The following is an 18,564-nucleotide window of genomic DNA, read 5'->3' on the forward strand; positions in this document are numbered from 1 at the left end:
TACCACGATTGTGGGTAATGACGATGAACTGAGTGCGGTCACTGAGGCGTCGCAACATCTCGCGGAAGCGCCCGATGTTGCTCTCATCGAGGGCTGCATCGGTTTCGTCGAGAATGCAGAATGGGCTAGGGTTAACTTTCAGAATAGCAAAGAGGAGTGCCACGGCGGTCAGTGTTCGTTCACCGCCGGAAAGCAGGGCAATGTTTTGCGGACGTTTTCCTGGTGGCCGGGCAACAATTTCAACCCCCACAACCGATCGTTGACCATTGTTCTCTTCGCCGTCGGTCGTTTCAACCAGTTCAAGGCGTGCGCTACCACCACCAAATAATTCCTGGAAAACAGCACTAAACTCGGTGGCAACGGCGTTGAACGTGTGTTGGAAGCGTTCGTTCATCGTGTTGTCAAGTTCATTGATGAGTTGATGGAGCGTTGTCATCGCGGTGCGCAGATCGGCAGCCTGGGTGGTCAGGAAGGCATGACGATTGGCCGCCTCTTCATACTCCTCGAGCGCCAGCGGGTTCACGACACCGAGCCGTAGTATCCGAGTGCGCAGCGTCTCGATCGCTGTCGGTAACTCATCTACTGGCGGACCCTCGTCGGGAGGTGGTGGCTGGGTCAGATCGACACCGTCGGCTACAGCCCGCTCGAAGATTGTATCGAGCCGATCAGTTGCGCGTTGGGCTTCACGAACCAGGCGATTATATTCGGCCTCAGCGGCCAGCAGGTCGGTGGTGGCCTGAGCTTCGGCAGCTTCCAGTTGCGCCAGTTCCACCTCTGCTGCCTGAATTTCGGCTTCGGTTGGCTCGATCTGAGCACGTACTACGTGAAGATCGGCCAGTATTTGCTTGTGGCGCGTCAGCATTGAGTGGTAGGCCGCTTCGCATTCGGTACGTTGAACGTGCAGTGCATCAAGCGTAGATTTAAGTTCACGGTGCTGATGATCGAGGTCGGTTAAGGTACGCTGATGACCGGCGAGTAGTTCAGCGAGCATCTGCCGTCGGCTTTCGGCAGCCGATAGCTCAGCCCGCAGGTGGGCCAGTCGCTCTTTTACAGTCCGGTCATGGTGCGATTGTTGTTCCTGCTGTTCACGCAGTGCTGCCAGATCGGTCTCGGCAGCAATCCGCTCGTGGCGCACATCGTGCTGTCGTTGTTGCAGGGTTGCCATCTGTTCGGCCGTGGTATGGCTTTCCTGGAAGAGCCGCTCTTGCTGCGTTACAAGCCACTGCTGTTCCTGTTCGAGTTGGCGCACACGATGTTGGGCCTGTTCGACTCCGTTGCGCGCCGTATCAAGACAGCGTTGCACTTCACGTTCAGCCTGTTCGGCGCTGCGTAACCGAGCGACGGCCGCTTGCAATTCGTGTTCCAGCACTGAACGTCGTTCATCAATTGCCGACAACGCAGCCTGTGCATTCGCGACCAATGCCGGTAATTCGCGCAATTCGCGCTCACGGCGTAGCACACCACTCTCTTTTGTAGGTGCACCACCGGTCACGGCTCCGCCGCTTTGGACCTGTTCTCCGGCCAGCGTGACGATGGTCCAACCTGGTGGAAGATGACGCAATTCGTTGCGCGCCGTAGCCAGATCGGCCACTACCAGGGTACGACCGAGCAACTGTTCGACGACGACCGTATAATGGGGATCATACGTGACGAGCTCGGCTGCAACACCGATAACGTGGGGCGAGGCAGGAGGCCGACGAGTATCAGGCGGACGGCGTAGCGTATCAAGGGGTAGAAATGTTGCACGCCCTGCACCGGTACGGCGCAGTTCAGCGATGGCCTCTTCAGCATCGCGCCATTCCTCAACCACGATGTGTTGCAAGCGGGCACCGAGTGCAACCTCAATAGCTGTCTCTAGCTCAGGGGGGACACGGATAATCTGCTGAACTAACAAAAAGCCACGCCGCCGGTTTCGTTCAGCCCATTCGAGAGCTGCTCGTACCCCAGCAAATGTTCCGGTGTGGGAACGGGCCAACCGACTCAATGCTTCCAAACGGGCTTCTCGTTCGGCTAAGGTATGGCGACAAGCGGCCCGCTCTTCGTCTACTGCGGCGCGAGCCTGGCGCAAACGATCAATCTCCTGGCGGGTATGTTGGACTGTCGCATGGCTGCTTTGATACGCCTGCTCGGTAGCAGCGAGAGTTTTTTGCGCTTCATAAAGCGCAGCCTGGGCAGTAACCATTGCTTCAGAAGCCTGCTGCAAAGCCGTTTTCACGCGCTCGATCTCGGTCTGCAAGCGGCGCTGTTGTGCTGAAAGCTGATCGATCTGACTGAGCACGGTAGCTTCAGTGCGCGCAGCCTGTAATGCGCGTTCCTGCGCAGCTTTGATCTGAGAAGTGAGGATGGCCCATGCTTGTTCATCAGTTTGTTGTTTATGCTCTGCCTGCGCAAGCTGGTGACGAAGCGCCGTCAATTCTTGTTCAACTTGTGTCAACTGTGTAGCAACTCGCTCACATTCCTGGGCAGTTGTGTGTTGGCGGTCGGCCAATGTCGTTAATTGTCGTTCAATCTCTTCACTGCGCCGCGACAGCGCAGCCAGTCGTTCGTTTTCAATAGCCAGATCGCGTTGTAATGCCTCGGCTTGCTGATGAAGCTGAGCAGCTTGATGATGTAATGCGCTTAGCACTGCGCGTCGTTCACGTAAAGCAGTCCGATGCACGTGAAGCGCGGCTGTGGCTTCACTCTGCACAATACGCAGACGGGCGAGAGTATCTTCTGCCTGTTGCACCTGATGTTGGGCCTGCTGTGCCTGAGCCTGGGCTGCCTGCCATCCGGTGTAGTGCCAGCGTGTGAGCAGCTTCTGTAGTTCGGCTTGCCATTCGCGATACTGACGCGCCTGGCCGGCCTGGCGGCGCAGCGTGCGCAGCCGTGGTTCAAGATCGGCCAGCAGATCAGACACACGCTGCAAATTCGCCTCGCTCTCGCGCAGGCGTCGCAGAGCCTCGGCTTTACGTAACTCGAATCCACCAATCTCAGCCGCATCTTCAAACAACCGGCGTCGTTCAGTGGGCCGTAACGTCAGCGCTGCATCAACCAACCCTTGGTTGATAATCGTGTACGAACCACCGAGCGGTTCAACGGTGGCCAGCAGATCACGGAGCCGTACACGGGCAAGGTTGATAAAATACTCATTTTCACCGGTGCGGGTCACCCGGCGTGTGATAGTGACCTCATCGAAATCGATTGGCAACAGGCGATCGCTATTGTCAATCGTCAGTGCTACTTCGGCTAGCCCGGCGGGTGGCCGCTTCCCTCCACCGGCAAAGAGAAGTTCACCGGTCTGCTTGCAGCGCAGGGCTGCCATACTCTGCTCACCGAGTACCCAACGCACGGCGTCGGCCAGATTCGACTTCCCACTTCCATTCGGCCCGATGATTGCCGTAATCCCCGGCTGAAACTCGAATACAGTACGGGTTGCAAATGTCTTAAAACCCTGAATTTCCAGTCGTTTGAGGTACATTGATCCCTATATCGTTTGTCAGCACTATGCACCTGAAGTTTTTCAACGTTTTAATTTTGGGTGCATCCAACGACCGATCCGCAAGAAGAACGGAGCGACGGTAACCAGCGCCCCTCTCTTCCCTGTCCTTCTTCCAACATCCACGAGCGGAAAGAGGAATGACGGTCAAGTAGGTACCTGTTTCTCATTCGCCCCTATCTCCCATCATTGTCGGGTAGGGAAAAACGTTGAAAATCCCTGCTTACACCAGCCGGATATTGTACTCCAGGCCGACAACGTGGTAAAGTAGATGCTTGATCGGCCTTCGTTGAGCGGCTATAATGAGGCGAGAATATTGCACTGATCATAAACAGATAAACGAAGGCAATCAACCGATTTATTCTGCGGGAATGTGTTCAGGTGTGATAGCAAACTCATCATACTTGATCTCGATACCTGCACAAGGCGCATCGCCGGTACAGTCCGACGGGGCGCGATAGCGATACGTTTCATGCGCGAGCGAGTCTATCGCAACGAAGCCATTATTCTTCGTCGTACCGATTTTGCTGAGGCCGATCGTCTGCTCCTGATTGCTACTCCTGCTGGGAAGCGATGGGTTATTGCTAAAGGTACACGCAAAATGAAGAGTCGGCTGGCCGGTCACATTGAACTCTTCACACACGTGCAGATGATGCTAGCTGTCGGGCGTCATCTTGATATTGTGACCCAGAGCCAGATTGTGGACTCCTTTCCCGTACTACGAAGTGATCTGACCCGTCTCGGTTGTGGCTTTTACGTTGCCGAGTTGTACGACCGTTTGACGGCTGAGGCCGAAGAGAATCCCCCACTCTTTCGGCTGCTGGTTGAAACGTTCCAATCCCTTAATCGCAGTCCAACTCCTGAACTGACCCTGCGCAGCTTTGAACTTCACCTTCTGCAAGTGCTCGGCTATCGGCCTCAGTTGCACTATTGTGTTGTTTGCAACGAGCTGCTCACTCCAGATGCCGACCGATATAGCCCAAGTCTGGGCGGCGTGCTCTGTCCAAACCATCGGACGGCTGATCCGCATGCTTTACCCCTGAGCGAGGCGACGTTTCGATTACTACGCTACCTTCAGGCCCAACCGGTGGCTGCTGGTGAAACGCTGCGCATTTCGTCGGCAACCCGTCAGCAAGCAGCAGACCTCTTACGGGCCAGTATACGCCATCTCCTGGAACGGGATCTCAAATCGGCAGAGTTTCTCAATCATCTGTTATCATCACAGTAGGAAACGTATGACGACTACATTGCCTGAAATAAAGGAGGGCGGGCCATGAGTTATGTGGAAAGCCTGCTCGGGCGGGGAGAGCAGATTTTGTACGTCGCCCGTCAGCACATTTTTGTGTTGATTATGAACATCTTGACCGAACTGGCGCTGATTGGAATTCTGGTTGCGGCGGGGGTTGCCTCGAATCTGGCATTCCGGAACAATTCAACGGCGATGATCGGTGGTATCAGTATCAGTGATCTGATTCTGCTGATCTGTCTTGTGATCAGCATCATCGTGCTGATCAGCGGTTTTCTCGATTTTCTGCGCTGGAATTCGGAACAGATCGTTATTACAGATCGCCGTGTGTTACAAATACGTGGTGTCTTCAATAAGCGCGTGATTGACTCGTCGTTAGAGAAGATCAATGATATTGAGCTGCGCCAGAGCATCATAGGGCGGATCTTCAATTTCGGTACTATCGAGATTTTAACCGCTTCAGGTGCTGAAGGCGTCAACGTGATGGGGATCGAGGCACCGCTCGAGTTCAAACGGGCGTTGCTCGAGGCGAAACATAATCTTGAACGTGGGTATGGCTATCTGGAAGCAGAAGGGTATATCCCCAGTCGCCCGGTAAGTAGCGTCACGGAAATTCAGCGTACCCTAGAGGAGCTAGCCCGGTTGCGTGATCGCGGGATTCTTTCTCCTGAAGAGTTTGAGGCCAAAAAGCGTGATTTATTGAGTAGAATTTAAACAATCATTCCTGCACGCAGGCCTTTTGGATTAGTGGTCTGTGCTCAAATCAGCACAGACAGTTGATGCCGTGTCTTAAGATAGAGTAGGTGCTGAATGTTTAACGACATCGAGCAAGCGCGTACTGCAATTATCCCGCGCTTACGCCACATCCCTCGCGTTGGTCTAATCCTTGGCTCAGGGTTAGGGGCACTGGCCGACGAGATCGAAGATGCTGTTGTCATTCCTTACCGCGATATTCCCGGTTTTCACGAGCCGAAAGTAGCCGGGCATCGTGGTGAACTGGCGATTGGGTTGTTGGCTGGTCAACCGGTAGCCGTGATGCGGGGGCGTTTTCATTTTTACGAAGGTTACAGTATGCAAGAGGTAACCTTCCCGGTGCGAGTCTTACATGCGATCGGTTGTGAAACGCTCATCGTAACCAACGCTGCCGGTGGGTTACGTCCAGACTGGCAGGTTGGCGATATTATGCGGATCAATGACCAGATTTTCTTGCCTGGTATGGCTGGCCATCATCCGCTCCGTGGCCCTAACGACGAACGCCTGGGACCACGTTTTCCGGCAATGGTTGGTGTGTTCGATAACGATCTGGTACCGCTGGCCCGTACTGTAGCATCTGAACTCGGTATTCCACTGCGCGAGGGCGTGTATTGTATGTTGAGTGGTCCAACTTTCGAGAGTGCAGCCGAACTGCGGATGCTCAGAGTGTGGGGCGCCGATGCGGTAGGAATGTCAACGGCGCCAGAAATTGTTGTTGCTGTCCATTGTGGAATGCGTGTGCTTGGTTTTTCACTCATTACGAATCTGGCTTTGCCCGACGCGCCACCAGCCAACCACGAAGAGGTGATGGCAGCCGGCGAAGCTGCCAAACCGAAATTCGCTGCACTCCTTTGTGGCATTCTGTCCCGTATAAGGTAGACATAACATTGACATCGATCATTCGCCGTCCCAGGGCTACCGTTAGTATAAGATAGGAAGATGTGCCATGCGCACGCTCACACCATTAACCGCAGTATCCGCGATTGATGAAACAACCCGAACGACACTGGCTGCATACTGGATCACCAGTGTGGAAGAATTTGTTGCAACAGCCCGTTCCGGTAACACAGGGTTAGGAAGTGGATTGGCGGCGCTGGCCCGTGTCTTGGGGCGGAGCGAAGATGATGTGCGGGCGATGGTGATGGCGGCGCTGGAGGTTGTACCTGACGCCAGCTCGTTCAGTGTTGATGTGGCAATGGAGCCGGTTGGCACCGGGGCTATTTTCGATGATCTTCCTGAAGTGGATGCGACTTCGTTTAGTCCGCCGGTCGGTTTGCCGCCAGAAGTGCCGCCACTATTCACGCTACCGCCGCCGGTGAGTCAGGGGCCGCGCAATACTTGCGTCGCCTTCAGTATTGCTGCCATGGTCCAGATACTCAGTAAAGACCCGACCGATCTCTCCGAACAATTTATCTACTGGATCAGCAAGGATCGTGATCGAATTCCTGGCGACGTTGGTACCAACCCATTGGTAGCTATGCGCGCTGTTGCGGAGCTAGGAGTTTGTCGAGAAGAGACGTGGCCCTACCGGCCAGAACCGGTTGATCATCAACAGCCAGGCCACGAGCGACCGAGCGATGCGGCATTTCGTGAAGCCAAACAGCGTCGCATCGCTGATGTGGAACTATTACCAGCACGTGATGTTCATCAGATAAAGGCTGCCCTGGCTGCCGGTCGCCCGGTGTTAATCGGTTTAATGATCGGCGAACATTGGACGAACAGCGGCCAGGTGCGACGAATTGGACGGGTACGACGGGCATTGCCCGGTGAGCAACGCTTGGGCGGTCACGCGATGTGTGCGCTGGGCTATCGCGATGATCTAGACGCACCCGGCGGCGGTTACTTTATTGTGCGCAATTCGTGGGGGAGCGATTGGGCGAACGAAAATCCTGATGGTCCTGGGCATTGTTATGTACCGTACCAGTTGATCTTCGAGGAAGGCATGGCGGCATTGATCGCGACCGGTTTGATCATAGAACGGCTGGCAACGGCACCATCGGCATTGGGCACATCGCCAGCCAACGATCTGGCTTTCATTCTGGCCGAAATGCAAGCTTTGCGTAGTCGACTCGATGCGCTCATTGAACGGGTGCAGGTGTTGGTTGGGACATCACCCTCTGTAGGTGCACCGGCACCAATGATAACAACTCCAGCCAAACCCGCTGAACCACTGCCGGTTGTCGGCTATCAAGGCCCGTTGATCCTGATTGCTGATGCACCTGATAGTGAAGAGCTACATCCTAACGGTATCGATGGTCGGCGAGGCGAGCCGCTTTTGCGAATTGATACGATTCGTGCGAGTGAGCTGGCTCAGCGGAGCGAAGACTCCAAAGAATTGCACACTCTGCATAAGACACGCAGCGAAGCAGAAGAGAAACATTTTGGCGTTGTTGCTGATGTTGATCAAGAAGACCTGGCTCAGGCCCGCTGGGCAGTGGTGGTTAGTGCAACTGATGATGTAAGCTTAATCGAGGCACTCTGGCCGCTGATTGAGCACCGAGCCGAACAACAGGGCATCACTTTGCCGCTCGTTGCGTTTCGAGCAGGTGAGACCTGCGCTGAATGGGCAGCTCGCTATGCCGATCTCAAACAGCCATGGGAACAGCGCGCACCGGTCTTGATCCATCGCCCTGGTGAAAGGGTGAATGGCTGGTTAGCACGTCACGGGACGATAGCCGGGCCGGTTAAGCCGAGTCAGGGTGTTCCGTTCTACCTCTTAATTGCGGCGCGCCCAGGACCACTGACACCTGATGATCGATCCTTTATCAGTTTCAACTTTCAATACGAACTAGACATCTTCTGGGGAGTTGGTCGGCTCTGCTTTACCGATGAACGAGGTCAACACCGCTATGCCGATTACCGCATGTATGCGCAACGTCTGGTTGAGCATGAGCGGCGAACGGTACGTGATATTCGACTCCGACGTGAGATCGTCTATTTTGGTACCCGCCATGATCTTGATAAATCAACTGAACGCAGTGCCGTTGAGTTGGTAACGCCGTTGGCAGCCTGGCACGAACGCGGGTTACCCCAAAAACGGGGCTTCGCCAAACGGCTTCTCCTAGCAGGTGATGCCACTCGCAGTAATCTGGAACAAGCATTGCGCGATGGCAATCAGCCACCGGCTATTCTCTTTAGCGCTACCCATGGTTTGGGCTTGCCGGTCAATGATCGAGAACTTATGATGTATCAGGGCGCGCTGGTGACACAAGACTGGAGTGGGTTTGGTGGGATTAAGCGCGAGCACTGGTTTGCGGCTGAGGATTTGCCGACCAATCTCTCGTTAGAGGGTATGGTAGCCTTACTCTTTGCCTGTTATGGCGTCGGATGTCCGCAGCGCGATGAGTTCATCTTTGATCCAGAGAAAGGTCGTCCGCTGATTGCCCCCTTTACCTTCGTATCGCAACTGCCGCAGCAGATGTTGTTACGCGGTGCGCTTGGTGTCGTTGGTCATGTCGAACGAGCATGGACTTACAGCTTTAGTCTGGATGGAGCGCGTGGTCAGACGCAGAGTTTTGAAGACGTGATTGGGCGATTGGTAAGTGGTAAACGGTTGGGGAGTGCAACCGACCAGTTCAACATTATTCAGGCAGCACGTTCGTTGACGCTGTCTGAAGAGCTAGAGAACATTAAATTCGGGAAGCAACCCGAACCACATGAACTGGCAACACTCTGGATGGCGCGGAATGATGCCCGCAACTATATGCTGCTGGGTGATCCGGCAGCACGCCTGGCGGTAGATTGTGAGACGTAAGGTAGGGATGGTGGGAGAAAGGCAGAAAATGGTTCCCAATCTGTCTCAACTTCCCTGCGTGGGCGAGCTGAGCAAGCACAGCACTGCTGCGCTCCGACCGATGCACCAAGACAGGTAAGGAATGGTACTGCTTCGTTCGCTAAGACCCCGTTTATGCAGTAATATATGTAGGTAAGGTCACTGTCTACTCATTAACGTGCTAGCCGTATGGATCTACGTACTCGTCTCATCTTATCACTCTCACCGCTGGTAATTGCCCTCATTCTCTTTGGGGTGCTCGCCATTGTGACGCAACAGCGTGTCGCTCAGGCGATCAAAAAGGTGAATCAGGTAGCGAATGATCTGGTTGAATTGGCTCAAAGCGAGTCACTGATTCTCCTTGAACAGTACCACGTGAGCGAGATTATTGCCGGACGTCAGAGTGATCGCACAATCCTTGAAACACAGCGGGCAATGGTGCGTTCCTTTCTCGAGGAATCCATGCCACAGGAAGGTGGTAGTTTCGTTGAAATAGAGCTGGCTGCGCGCTTTAATGTGATGGTTTCTCAACACGATGCAGCGCTCGCCGTTTTGGATCGTGGTAACCGTGAACAAGCCAAGGCAATGATCAGCACCGCTGATTATCACCGCAACGTGCGTGCCATCCACAGTCTGATCGTCGGTGCCCAGCGAGAGTATGAAGTGCAGTATCTGCAAGCGATCGACGCTCTGGAACGTATCGTTAATGAAGGTTTCTGGTATGCCGCGTTTGCTGTTGCTCTTGCAACTGTCCTTGCAATAGCTATGGCGGTTACGTTAAACTGGCAGATAGCGAAGTACGTTGATCGGCTCACAATTGATGCCGAATACTTTGCCCGAACCGAAACCCAGGGTCAACTTAGTTCGGTTGGTTCGATCAAACAGCTCCAACGCTTGCGCGATGCGTTTCAGCGTTTGCTAGAGGCAAACCAGCAACGGCAACACCAGTTAGCAACCGCATTGCAGGCGCAACAGGCGCAACTTGCTCGCGAACGAGAATTGCAGGCAACGATCAGGGCTTTGAGCCTACCTGTGACCGCATTAGGACCGCACACGCTCTTCTTACCGCTTGTAGGTCATCTTGATGCAGAACGGAGCAAGCAACTTGAACAGACCTTATTGCAGGCTATTCAGCAGCGACGGGCACGGGCAGTTGTGATTGATGTGAATGGCATGGCAACATTCGATGAACTGATCATGCAGACCCTGATTCGGGTTGGGCAAGGCGCACGGTTACTCGGCGCCAAGGTGACGCTAGTTGGTGTACGTGCTGATCTAGCTTTACAACTTGCACAATTGCCTTCTGGCTTGTTCCAATACGCTCGCGATATTCCGGCAGCCTTGCACATCAATACGTGAAGGTAATCCTCTGTTATAATGCAGTGCGTTATCGCTTTGTGGTACGAAGGAGGCCATCATGCACATTGTTGTGTGTTTGAAGCAGGTCCCCCGCGACAATTCGGTTAAGATTCGACCGGATTTGACCATCGACGCCGAGGGGATCGAGAAGATTATCAACCTCTTCGACGAATACGCGCTCGAAGAGGGTATTCGTTGGAATGAACAGCACGGCGGTAAGGTAACGGCACTCTCTATTGGCACCTCTGACTGGGTCGAGCAGTTGCGGCGGGCGTTGGCAATGGGCGCAACTGATGCACTGTTGCTCAGTGATCCGGCATTTACTCAGCTTGATCCGATTGCAGCCGCTCGTGTGGCTGCGGCCGCCATTCGTAAGCTGGGAGATGTTGATCTGGTTATCACTGGTCGCAACAGTACCGACGACGAGAGTGGCGCTTTTGCACCGGCGCTGGCGCGCTTGCTGGGCTGGCCACAGGTAACATATGTTGGCAAGGTGTTGGAACTGCAACCCGGCGGAATGCTTAAAGTTGAACGTCATCTAGAGAGTGTGATTGAGACAGTTTCCTGTCGCCTGCCAGCGGTGATGTCGGTGATCAAAGATATTAACGAACCACGCTATCCCTCGCTCCTCAAAATCAAGCGTGTGGCAAAGGTTGAGCCACCAGTGTGGACAGCCGCCGATCTGGGGTTGAATGCCACCGACCTTACCCCAACCGCCCAACTCGTCGAGCGCGTACCACCGCCACCTCGTCCCAAGGGCGAGATCATCGATGGGCCGGACGCGGCTACCAAGGTTCGCAAGCTGGTCGATAAGCTGTTGGAGTATCAAGTGATTTAAGCGCGGAAAGGAGCAGATCATGAATGGCGTACTGGTTGTTTTAGAAGCAGTTGGCGATGATCTGGCCGCCATTTCGCGCGAGTTGCTCGGCAAGGGGCGGCAACTGGCAGATGCTTTAGGTGGTTCGCTGGCAGCACTGGCAATTGGGCCGACAAAAGCCATTGCGGCACGTGCTGGTAATTTTGGCGCCGATCAGGTCTATACGATTGATGCACCGGCACTACGTCAATACACAACCGACGGTTATGTTGCAGCAGCAATTGCAGCAGTCAAGGCGTTTCAGCCGGCGCTGATTCTTGCCGGAACCAGCTTCCAGATGCGCGATTTTGGCGCAGCGCTGGCAACCGATCTTGGTGCTGGTCTGGTGGTCGATGCAACCGACATTCAAGTGGTTGATGGTGTTATTCAGGCTACGCGACCGTCGCATGGTGGGAATGTTATCAATACCTATCGCTTCGCCGCAGGGACGACGGTCGTGGCATTGGTGCGTAAGCAGAGCTTCCCGGAAGCAGTAGCCCAACCCGACCGTAGCGCACCAATTACCGAGCTAACGGTAGCCGAACTTACCCCACGTACTGAAGTACTGTCGGTGGCGCCCAAGGCTGGTGCAGTCAACCTGACTGACGCTGCAATTATCGTGACCGGTGGCCGGGGCTTGGGCAACAAAGAGAACTACTACCGCCTGATTCCGCCATTGGCTGAGGCTTTGGGTGGTGCTTACGGTGCTTCACGAGCGATTGTTGACGATGGCTGGGTTCCCTATGAGCACCAGGTTGGTCAGACCGGAAAGACGGTCAGTCCTAAACTCTATATCGCTGCCGGTGTCAGTGGCGCGATCCAGCATCTGGCCGGAATGCGAACTAGCCGCACCATTGTGGCCATCAATAAAGACCCGGAAGCACCTATTTTCCGCATTGCGACGCTCGGTGTTGTTGGTGATGTAAACGAGATTTTGCCGCTGCTGACAGAAGAGATCAAAGCGCGTCTCAACCGGTAAGTTTTTCTGGCCGGTGAAAGCGGTGTATTGCACTGAGGACAATACACCGCTTGGCAAAAGTGCGGGTCAAGAATGAAACGGCACACATTACTGATTGTGTTCGTCGTATTGATTGTCGGTGGGGTGGGGCTGGCCCAGGCAGCTTATCGTTTATTCTTGCCCTTTGTCGAGCACCGAGCGCTCATTCCGTCCGACGACGAAGTAAGCGCTCGCTTACAGGTTGCTGAAGGATACGCTGTGCGTCTCTACGCACACGGTCTTAACCGGCCTCGCCTGATGGCAATCGGCCCCGACGGTCAACTCTATGTTGCCGAGCGTGGCGCCAATCGTATTGTACGTCTATCAGATAAGAACGGTGACGGGAGATCGGATGAGACAACGGTCGTTGTAGCGAATCTGACCGGTGTTCATAGCCTGGAATGGTACGGTCAAGATTTATACGCTGCCGGCAATGCGACTGTCTGGCGATTGCACGACAGCAATGCTGATGGAGTGTTTGACCGTTCGGAAACGAGCGTGGTTGTTGACGGGTTGCCAAACGATGGTGGTCATTCAACCCGAACGGCACGTATCGGGCCTGATGGCATGCTCTACGTTGCGGTCGGTTCAAAATGTAATATTACCGTTGGTTGTAGTGAAGGCGATCCACGGCGGGCAGCTATTCTACGCTACACATTAGAGGGGGATATTCCAGCCGACAACCCGTTTGTCAATGATCCCGACCTCCGTCGGCGGGCCGTCTGGGCCGAGGGATTACGGAACAGCGTTGATTTTATCTTCTTGCCCGATAGAAGACTCTGGGCAACTCATAACGGCAGTGATGGTCTTGGGAACGACCTGCCACCGGAAGAGGTCATTATTGAGGTTGAGGCTGGAAAACATTACGGCTGGCCATACTGCTATACGGCGGTGGTTGGTCCTGTTCCGAACAATGCCAGAGAAGTGCGTGACGAGCGTGTACCGCTCGATGCTACCTTCAACACGTGTGACCTGGCGACACCGGCTCGTTTCACCGATCTAGCCCATTACGCCCCTCTCGGTATTGCGCGTCTTGCCGATGGTGATATCCTGATTGCGTACCACGGCTCCTGGAATGCCGACCAGACGCACCGTGATTGTCGGGTACAGCGCATTCAGGTCAGCAATGGAATGCCGGTCAGTGCCGATCCGTTTCTAACCGGATTTCGTGATCATCCGCAACAGGAATGTGGTGGGGCTTGGGGACGACCAGCGGGAATCACTATCGCGGCAGATGGTACGATCTTTGTCTCCGACGACCATAATGGCAATATTTACCGCATTGTTTCCTTATCTAGATAGGTTGTCGTGTTCACAGAAGAAGAGGGTACCGGCAGTGATGCAAATCGGTACAGCAATCAGATTGAAGAACGGTATACTTACCAATCCGAGGCATATCAGACCAAATCCAGCGCTAGCCGGCAAATGACGGCGAATAAAACTCAGTTTGCTACGAAACGAAAGTTGGTGACGTTCAAGAGGTGGATCAAAGAAGTCGAGACAAGTAATGGTCACACCGATAGCAATACCGGCGCCGGTTGCCAGGAGTGTTCCCACACCAGGAATCAAGTTTAGCAGGAGGGTTGGAGTACCGATTAACAGCACCAATAACAACTTCTTCAGCTCAAACAGAAGTGCGCGCAACACATCGTGCACGACAGATGCCGGGGCTGTCGGTGACGCAGTTCTGACAACGCCGCGCAAACGTTCTTCGATCAATTCCGACAGGCGACTATAAAAGGGTGAGCCGAGCACAACCCCGAAGCGTACCAGTATATACCCAAGCCCCAAAAAAAGTGCAATAACCAGTAGCCCTCGTATCAACCACGCAATCCACAGCGGCCAACCGACAAGAAAGGCTTCAATTGCCTGAAAACCGGCCCATAACAATGTCGTGTAGAGGATCAATCCGATTATGATATTCAGCACAATCGGGATCACAATGTAGCGCCAGAGCACCGGTTGCCCGACGATGAACCGTATCGCACGCAATGGATAGCTGAAACCGTCAATGAGTGAACGCATATGAGAGTGGTAACATCGTAGCAAAACAGGTTTAGGTGCTCTTGCGACGTGTAAAATCTGGGGAAGGTGTGTTGTACCACAGTATGCTCACGATGCCAGAGGCTTCTGAACGAATTCGTCTTTGCTGGTACAAGAGAAGCCAGGGCCAACAAAACATATATAGTGCAACTCGCCGGTCACCCCTTTCCCGTCAAGACGTAAGTATAGCTGCTGGACTGATCGCGGCTTCCAATCGTGGTGCAATGCGTGTCCAATCGTAATTGGCACACACAAAGGTACGCCCAGCCAGACCTAATTGTTGCGCAAATGCACGATCGGTTATCAGGCGCGAGACAGCCTGGGCAAATGTAGCCGGGGTATCTGCCAGCAACAAATGTTCGCCGTTGCGCAGACCGGCAACACCTTCAGCGCCAAAAGACGTACTGACAACGGGTGTAGCCATCGCTAACGCTTCTAACAATTTCAGCCGCGAGCCACCACCTATTCGCATCGGAATGACAACAACCGCAGCTTCTGTCAGTGCCGGACGTGTATCGGCAACCTCGCCGGTGACTATAATATGCCGATCATCGTGCAGAGCAAGCACATTCGGGTGCGGGCGTCGTCCGATCAGTCGTAGCCGCAATGCCGGATGCATTTGCTTGATTAGGGGGAACACTGCATCAACAAACCACAGCACAGCGTCAACATTTGGCCGATAGTCGAGCGTACCGACAAAGACCAGATCATTGGTCGGGGGAGGGGCTTGGGTTGGAGGGGCAAAATACATGCAGTCTACGCCGTTTGGTACGATATGGAGTTTCGCATGAGGTGCCAGTCGGCGTAGCGCCAGTTCATCTTCGGCTGAAACAACAATTACCCGATCAACAACCTGAAGAACATACCGTTCAAAGGCTGCTAGTTTCAGCCACTGAATAAGTGAATAGATACCACCGATCAACGCTTTCGGCGCCGGGAAACGGCGTAAATCGGTAAGAGCCGCACGGCGTTGGAGGAGATATTCGGCATTGAACTCATCGAGGATCGTGTATAGACCTGCCTTACGAACCTGGAGGAGGTAGGGCGCCATCTCGATACTTTCGGCCAACACCACATCAAATTGCTGATCGGTCAGCAGCTTGTGCAATGCCGTAGTATACGCCATACTCGCATTGCGCAATGCCATATCGGGTTGCGGGCTAAACACGGTGGTCAACGCACGTTGGAATAATGAACGTGGAGACGGACCGATGACGACCTGCAAGTGCATCAGGTTTTGCAACGAAGCAAGCGCCTGTGCAGCCGATTCGTCGGGGGCGAAGCTCAGCAGCGTAACGGTGTGTTGTTTGGCCAGAGCACGTAACAGATGAAACATCCGCAGTGCTCCTCCGCTGCGCGGCGGGTATGCTGGATACGGAGCCAGAACAAGAATACGCATAGCCAATTCACACCCATGCGTCAGCGAGACCGGGTTGCGGACGAGGCCAGTCAGGCGGATAGATCAGGTAAACGGTGCCGTTTGAACTGGCTTGCCAGGCGGCTGCTAACTGCGTGTGAGGGTATGCTCGCAGCAATCGGTCACGCCCGGCAGGCTCAGCGATCAAGGCATGCGTCTCGGTAAAACCGCGCACAATCGTAAGATGCCCGGCGGTACGATGCGGAGCGTCTTCGATCTGACCAGTTTCCCATGCCAAACTGATAATTACCGGCACGCCAGCAGCCGTCCACCGACTGATCTGCTCTAAGGTGTCAAGCCGTGTCACATAAGCACGCAGGCCGAAGCGGGCAGCAAAAGCGGTATTAAACGACCAGTTACCGGTTCCGTCCCAGCCCGAATCGAAGATACCGGCAGCCGTCAATTCAGGGAGCGTCTCGCGTTGCGCAAAAGGAGCCAAACGTGGATCGGCTAATTGTGCATACCAGTATGCCAGCACCATATGAACTGCGGTTGGACTGCACCACCCCTCACCACCGGCATAGTCATACTGACAGAGCAAGAGCGGTAACCCGATCGCCGAGAGTTCTGGTGGAGAGGCAAAACCTGCTGGTTTTGCCGTCGTTGTGACGCAGAGAGCGAGTGCAGCAAGCTCAGGCATATCAGCCCCAGGCAAGCCACAGAGTAACACACGCACCTGCACAGCCTGAGCTGGTGTCTTCAGGAGAAGGGTATCAGTAGCAACCGAACCAAACTCATTCGTCTGCGACGGAAAACTGCTTCGCCGCGTTCCATCGCTATCCCATGCTGCAATACGAAACCAACCGCTCCAGATGCCATTCTGTTGTACCCGTAATTGCAACTCAATCCAGCTTGCTGGCGGCGTATCAGCAGCCCAACTCGGAATAATTTCCAGAGCAGGGGGAGTTTGGAGCGATGGACTGAACAGTGCAATTCGGGCATACCTATCATCGGTAGGTAATGGTGCAGCCCGTTCCCACGTGTCGATTGCAACTGCATCCCAATAATGCAAGAGATGATGAGACATCACAAAATTATCTTTCGCTATCGAGAATCCACTCGGCGGGACCAATCAACTCAAGATCGGGATTGGCCGCGACCTCTGACAAGAGAGCTTCACTCACCAACAACTCTTCCAGATGAAGCGTATCGGGAATACGCACCAACCGCACCGCCGCAGGATCAGGTTGTCCACACGTCTTGACCGCCATCGCCACGGCATCACGTTCGGTCGGCAGGGTAATCGGCAAGCTACCCTTACACAAACCGACCAAACCAGCAGTTAAAACATTCACATATGTCGCATGAAAATCGATCTTAGCGGCTAGGCGGGCAGTCGTAATGTCAGCCAGCCCGATACCGTTTGCGTTACCGTGTGTTTCGGGGGTCAAATCAAGCACCACAATCACATTGATCACCGGTCGGTCGGGTGGCGGTTCACCAGGGATAGGCAACCGCCCGATCACATTCGTATCCATACCGGTGCCACTGATATTCTTACCGATCCGATCAACAACCAGCACATCAAGGCGGTCAAAAGGCAGCCGGGCCATCATCTCTTTGCTCCGGAGCAATAGCTCTGCCTCACCAGCGCCACCAATGTCGTTAGGGGGAAGAGCAACGATAGCAGCAGTCTGATCACGTGCATCTTCGAGAATTGCCAGCCCGGCCAGCACACGCCCTCGCTCAACGATCATACGCGCCATTGGCACAATCTGCTCTTTCAGACCGTACACCGCAGTGCGATGGACAATTTCGGCGCCATGTCGCTTGCCTAGACCAACTGCACACATCTTTGCTAAACCACTCTCTATTGGCGCCTTAAAGGATGTATGGGTCTTAATCCGATTAATCACCAGCACGCCATCGGCTTCAGCAGCAAACCGATCCATATAGACGGGCGTACCATCGGCAATTCGACCCAATTCAACCACGTCCATTGTGGCACGGATCGGACAGCCAACCGTTTGTTCAGTGATCCCAAGTGAGGCAAGTAACGCGACCTGTCCTTCTGCTGTTGCGCCACCGTGACTACCCATTGCTGGTACGATAAAGGGTAGTGCCCCATGATTGCGCAGCCAGCCAACTGCTGCTGCCGTAATCTGCACAATATTAGTAATCCCACGGCTACCGGCCGTCACTGCAATCTGCATACCTGGCCGGATATGTGCCGCCAACCCTAGCCGGTCAAGTTCAGCCCACACCGTAGCCGCCACATCAGCCACGGGTGTGGTTTGCCAGCATTGGCGAACACGAAAGAGTGGTGGCAGAGGAGTGTCGGCCCGGATTTGCTCAATATTCAGCGTGATCTGCATTGGTCATCCTCACCGAGGGCATATGGTATAGCTCTCGCATTGTACCACAAGCTAGACGTAGAGAGCTAACCGTAGGCGACGAATTAGGCTCCTCCCATCACTAGTTCCAAGGTTTTCCGAGATTACTGGGCTGTTTGTCCAGGCTTCTGATCACAGTTTCATAGTATCTCGTCGCTCAAAGATTTTCAGCTCCGTTACTTCGGGATCGCCAAATGCCCAACATCATCGCGTATTCCACGGAATCCAACCAAAAAACAGTGTAACTTTGCGGCCTATCAAACGGTTTCTTATATAATCCGCCCATTTTTTCGACCTTGGAGGCAATCGT

General features: G+C 54.2%; 13 protein-coding genes. 8 read left to right on the forward strand and 5 right to left on the reverse strand.

What is annotated here, in order from left to right:
• On the reverse strand, positions 1–3,460 hold a 3,460-nt coding region (smc, locus tag JE47_RS0114705; protein ID WP_031460484.1), incomplete at its 3' end, for a chromosome segregation protein SMC.
• 490 nt (positions 3,461–3,950) lie between these two features.
• Between smc and recO the strand changes: the two genes are divergently transcribed.
• From recO to JE47_RS0114745, 8 genes are all read left to right on the forward strand, one after another.
• Positions 3,951–4,706 (forward strand): DNA repair protein RecO, encoded by a 756-nt coding sequence (recO, locus tag JE47_RS0114710; RefSeq protein WP_031460485.1) that lies wholly within the window; start codon positions 3,951–3,953, stop codon positions 4,704–4,706.
• 45 nt (positions 4,707–4,751) lie between these two features.
• On the forward strand, positions 4,752–5,438 hold the full coding sequence (locus JE47_RS0114715) for a PH domain-containing protein (protein ID WP_031460486.1): 687 nt from the start codon (positions 4,752–4,754) through the stop codon (positions 5,436–5,438).
• A gap of 96 nt (positions 5,439–5,534) precedes the next feature.
• The gene (locus JE47_RS0114720) at positions 5,535–6,356 is read left to right on the forward strand and encodes a purine-nucleoside phosphorylase (RefSeq protein ID WP_031460487.1); all 822 of its coding nucleotides are present in this window, start codon (positions 5,535–5,537) and stop codon (positions 6,354–6,356) included.
• A 67-nt stretch (positions 6,357–6,423) separates the two neighbouring features.
• On the forward strand, positions 6,424–9,231 hold the full coding sequence (locus JE47_RS0114725; RefSeq protein WP_031460488.1) for a C1 family peptidase: 2,808 nt from the start codon (positions 6,424–6,426) through the stop codon (positions 9,229–9,231).
• A 207-nt stretch (positions 9,232–9,438) separates the two neighbouring features.
• The gene (locus JE47_RS0114730) at positions 9,439–10,608 is read left to right on the forward strand and encodes an STAS domain-containing protein (RefSeq protein ID WP_031460489.1); all 1,170 of its coding nucleotides are present in this window, start codon (positions 9,439–9,441) and stop codon (positions 10,606–10,608) included.
• Between the two features lie 58 nt (positions 10,609–10,666).
• Positions 10,667–11,446 carry an electron transfer flavoprotein subunit beta/FixA family protein gene (locus JE47_RS0114735; RefSeq protein WP_031460490.1) on the forward strand — a complete coding sequence of 260 codons (780 nt, stop codon included), beginning with the start codon at positions 10,667–10,669 and terminating at the stop codon, positions 11,444–11,446.
• A gap of 19 nt (positions 11,447–11,465) precedes the next feature.
• Complete coding sequence (locus tag JE47_RS0114740) at positions 11,466–12,443, forward strand: electron transfer flavoprotein subunit alpha/FixB family protein (protein WP_031460491.1); 978 nt, start codon at positions 11,466–11,468, stop codon at positions 12,441–12,443.
• A gap of 72 nt (positions 12,444–12,515) precedes the next feature.
• A complete protein-coding gene (locus JE47_RS0114745; protein ID WP_051871175.1) occupies positions 12,516–13,763 on the forward strand; it encodes a PQQ-dependent sugar dehydrogenase in 1,248 nt (415 codons plus the stop codon).
• Here the strand turns inward: JE47_RS0114745 and JE47_RS0114750 are convergent.
• The 4 genes from JE47_RS0114750 to JE47_RS0114765 all read right to left on the reverse strand — a co-directional run bounded on the left by JE47_RS0114750 (position 13,752) and on the right by JE47_RS0114765 (position 18,236).
• Entirely contained in the window at positions 13,752–14,486 is a 735-nt protein-coding gene (locus tag JE47_RS0114750; RefSeq protein ID WP_031460493.1) for an EI24 domain-containing protein, read from the reverse strand. The genes JE47_RS0114745 and JE47_RS0114750 overlap by 12 nt on opposite strands.
• 190 nt (positions 14,487–14,676) lie before the next feature.
• Positions 14,677–15,903 (reverse strand): glycosyltransferase, encoded by a 1,227-nt coding sequence (locus JE47_RS0114755; RefSeq protein WP_031460494.1) that lies wholly within the window; start codon positions 15,901–15,903, stop codon positions 14,677–14,679.
• Between the two features lie 7 nt (positions 15,904–15,910).
• The gene (locus tag JE47_RS0114760; protein WP_031460495.1) at positions 15,911–16,948 is read right to left on the reverse strand and encodes a peptidase C39 family protein; all 1,038 of its coding nucleotides are present in this window, start codon (positions 16,946–16,948) and stop codon (positions 15,911–15,913) included.
• A gap of 7 nt (positions 16,949–16,955) precedes the next feature.
• On the reverse strand, positions 16,956–18,236 hold the full coding sequence (locus tag JE47_RS0114765; protein WP_031460496.1) for a lactate racemase domain-containing protein: 1,281 nt from the start codon (positions 18,234–18,236) through the stop codon (positions 16,956–16,958).
• Between the last annotated feature and the right edge of the window lie 328 nt (positions 18,237–18,564).

Source organism: Chloroflexus sp. MS-G (assembly GCF_000735195.1).
In the GTDB taxonomy this organism is placed as follows: Bacteria; Chloroflexota; Chloroflexia; order Chloroflexales; family Chloroflexaceae; genus Chloroflexus.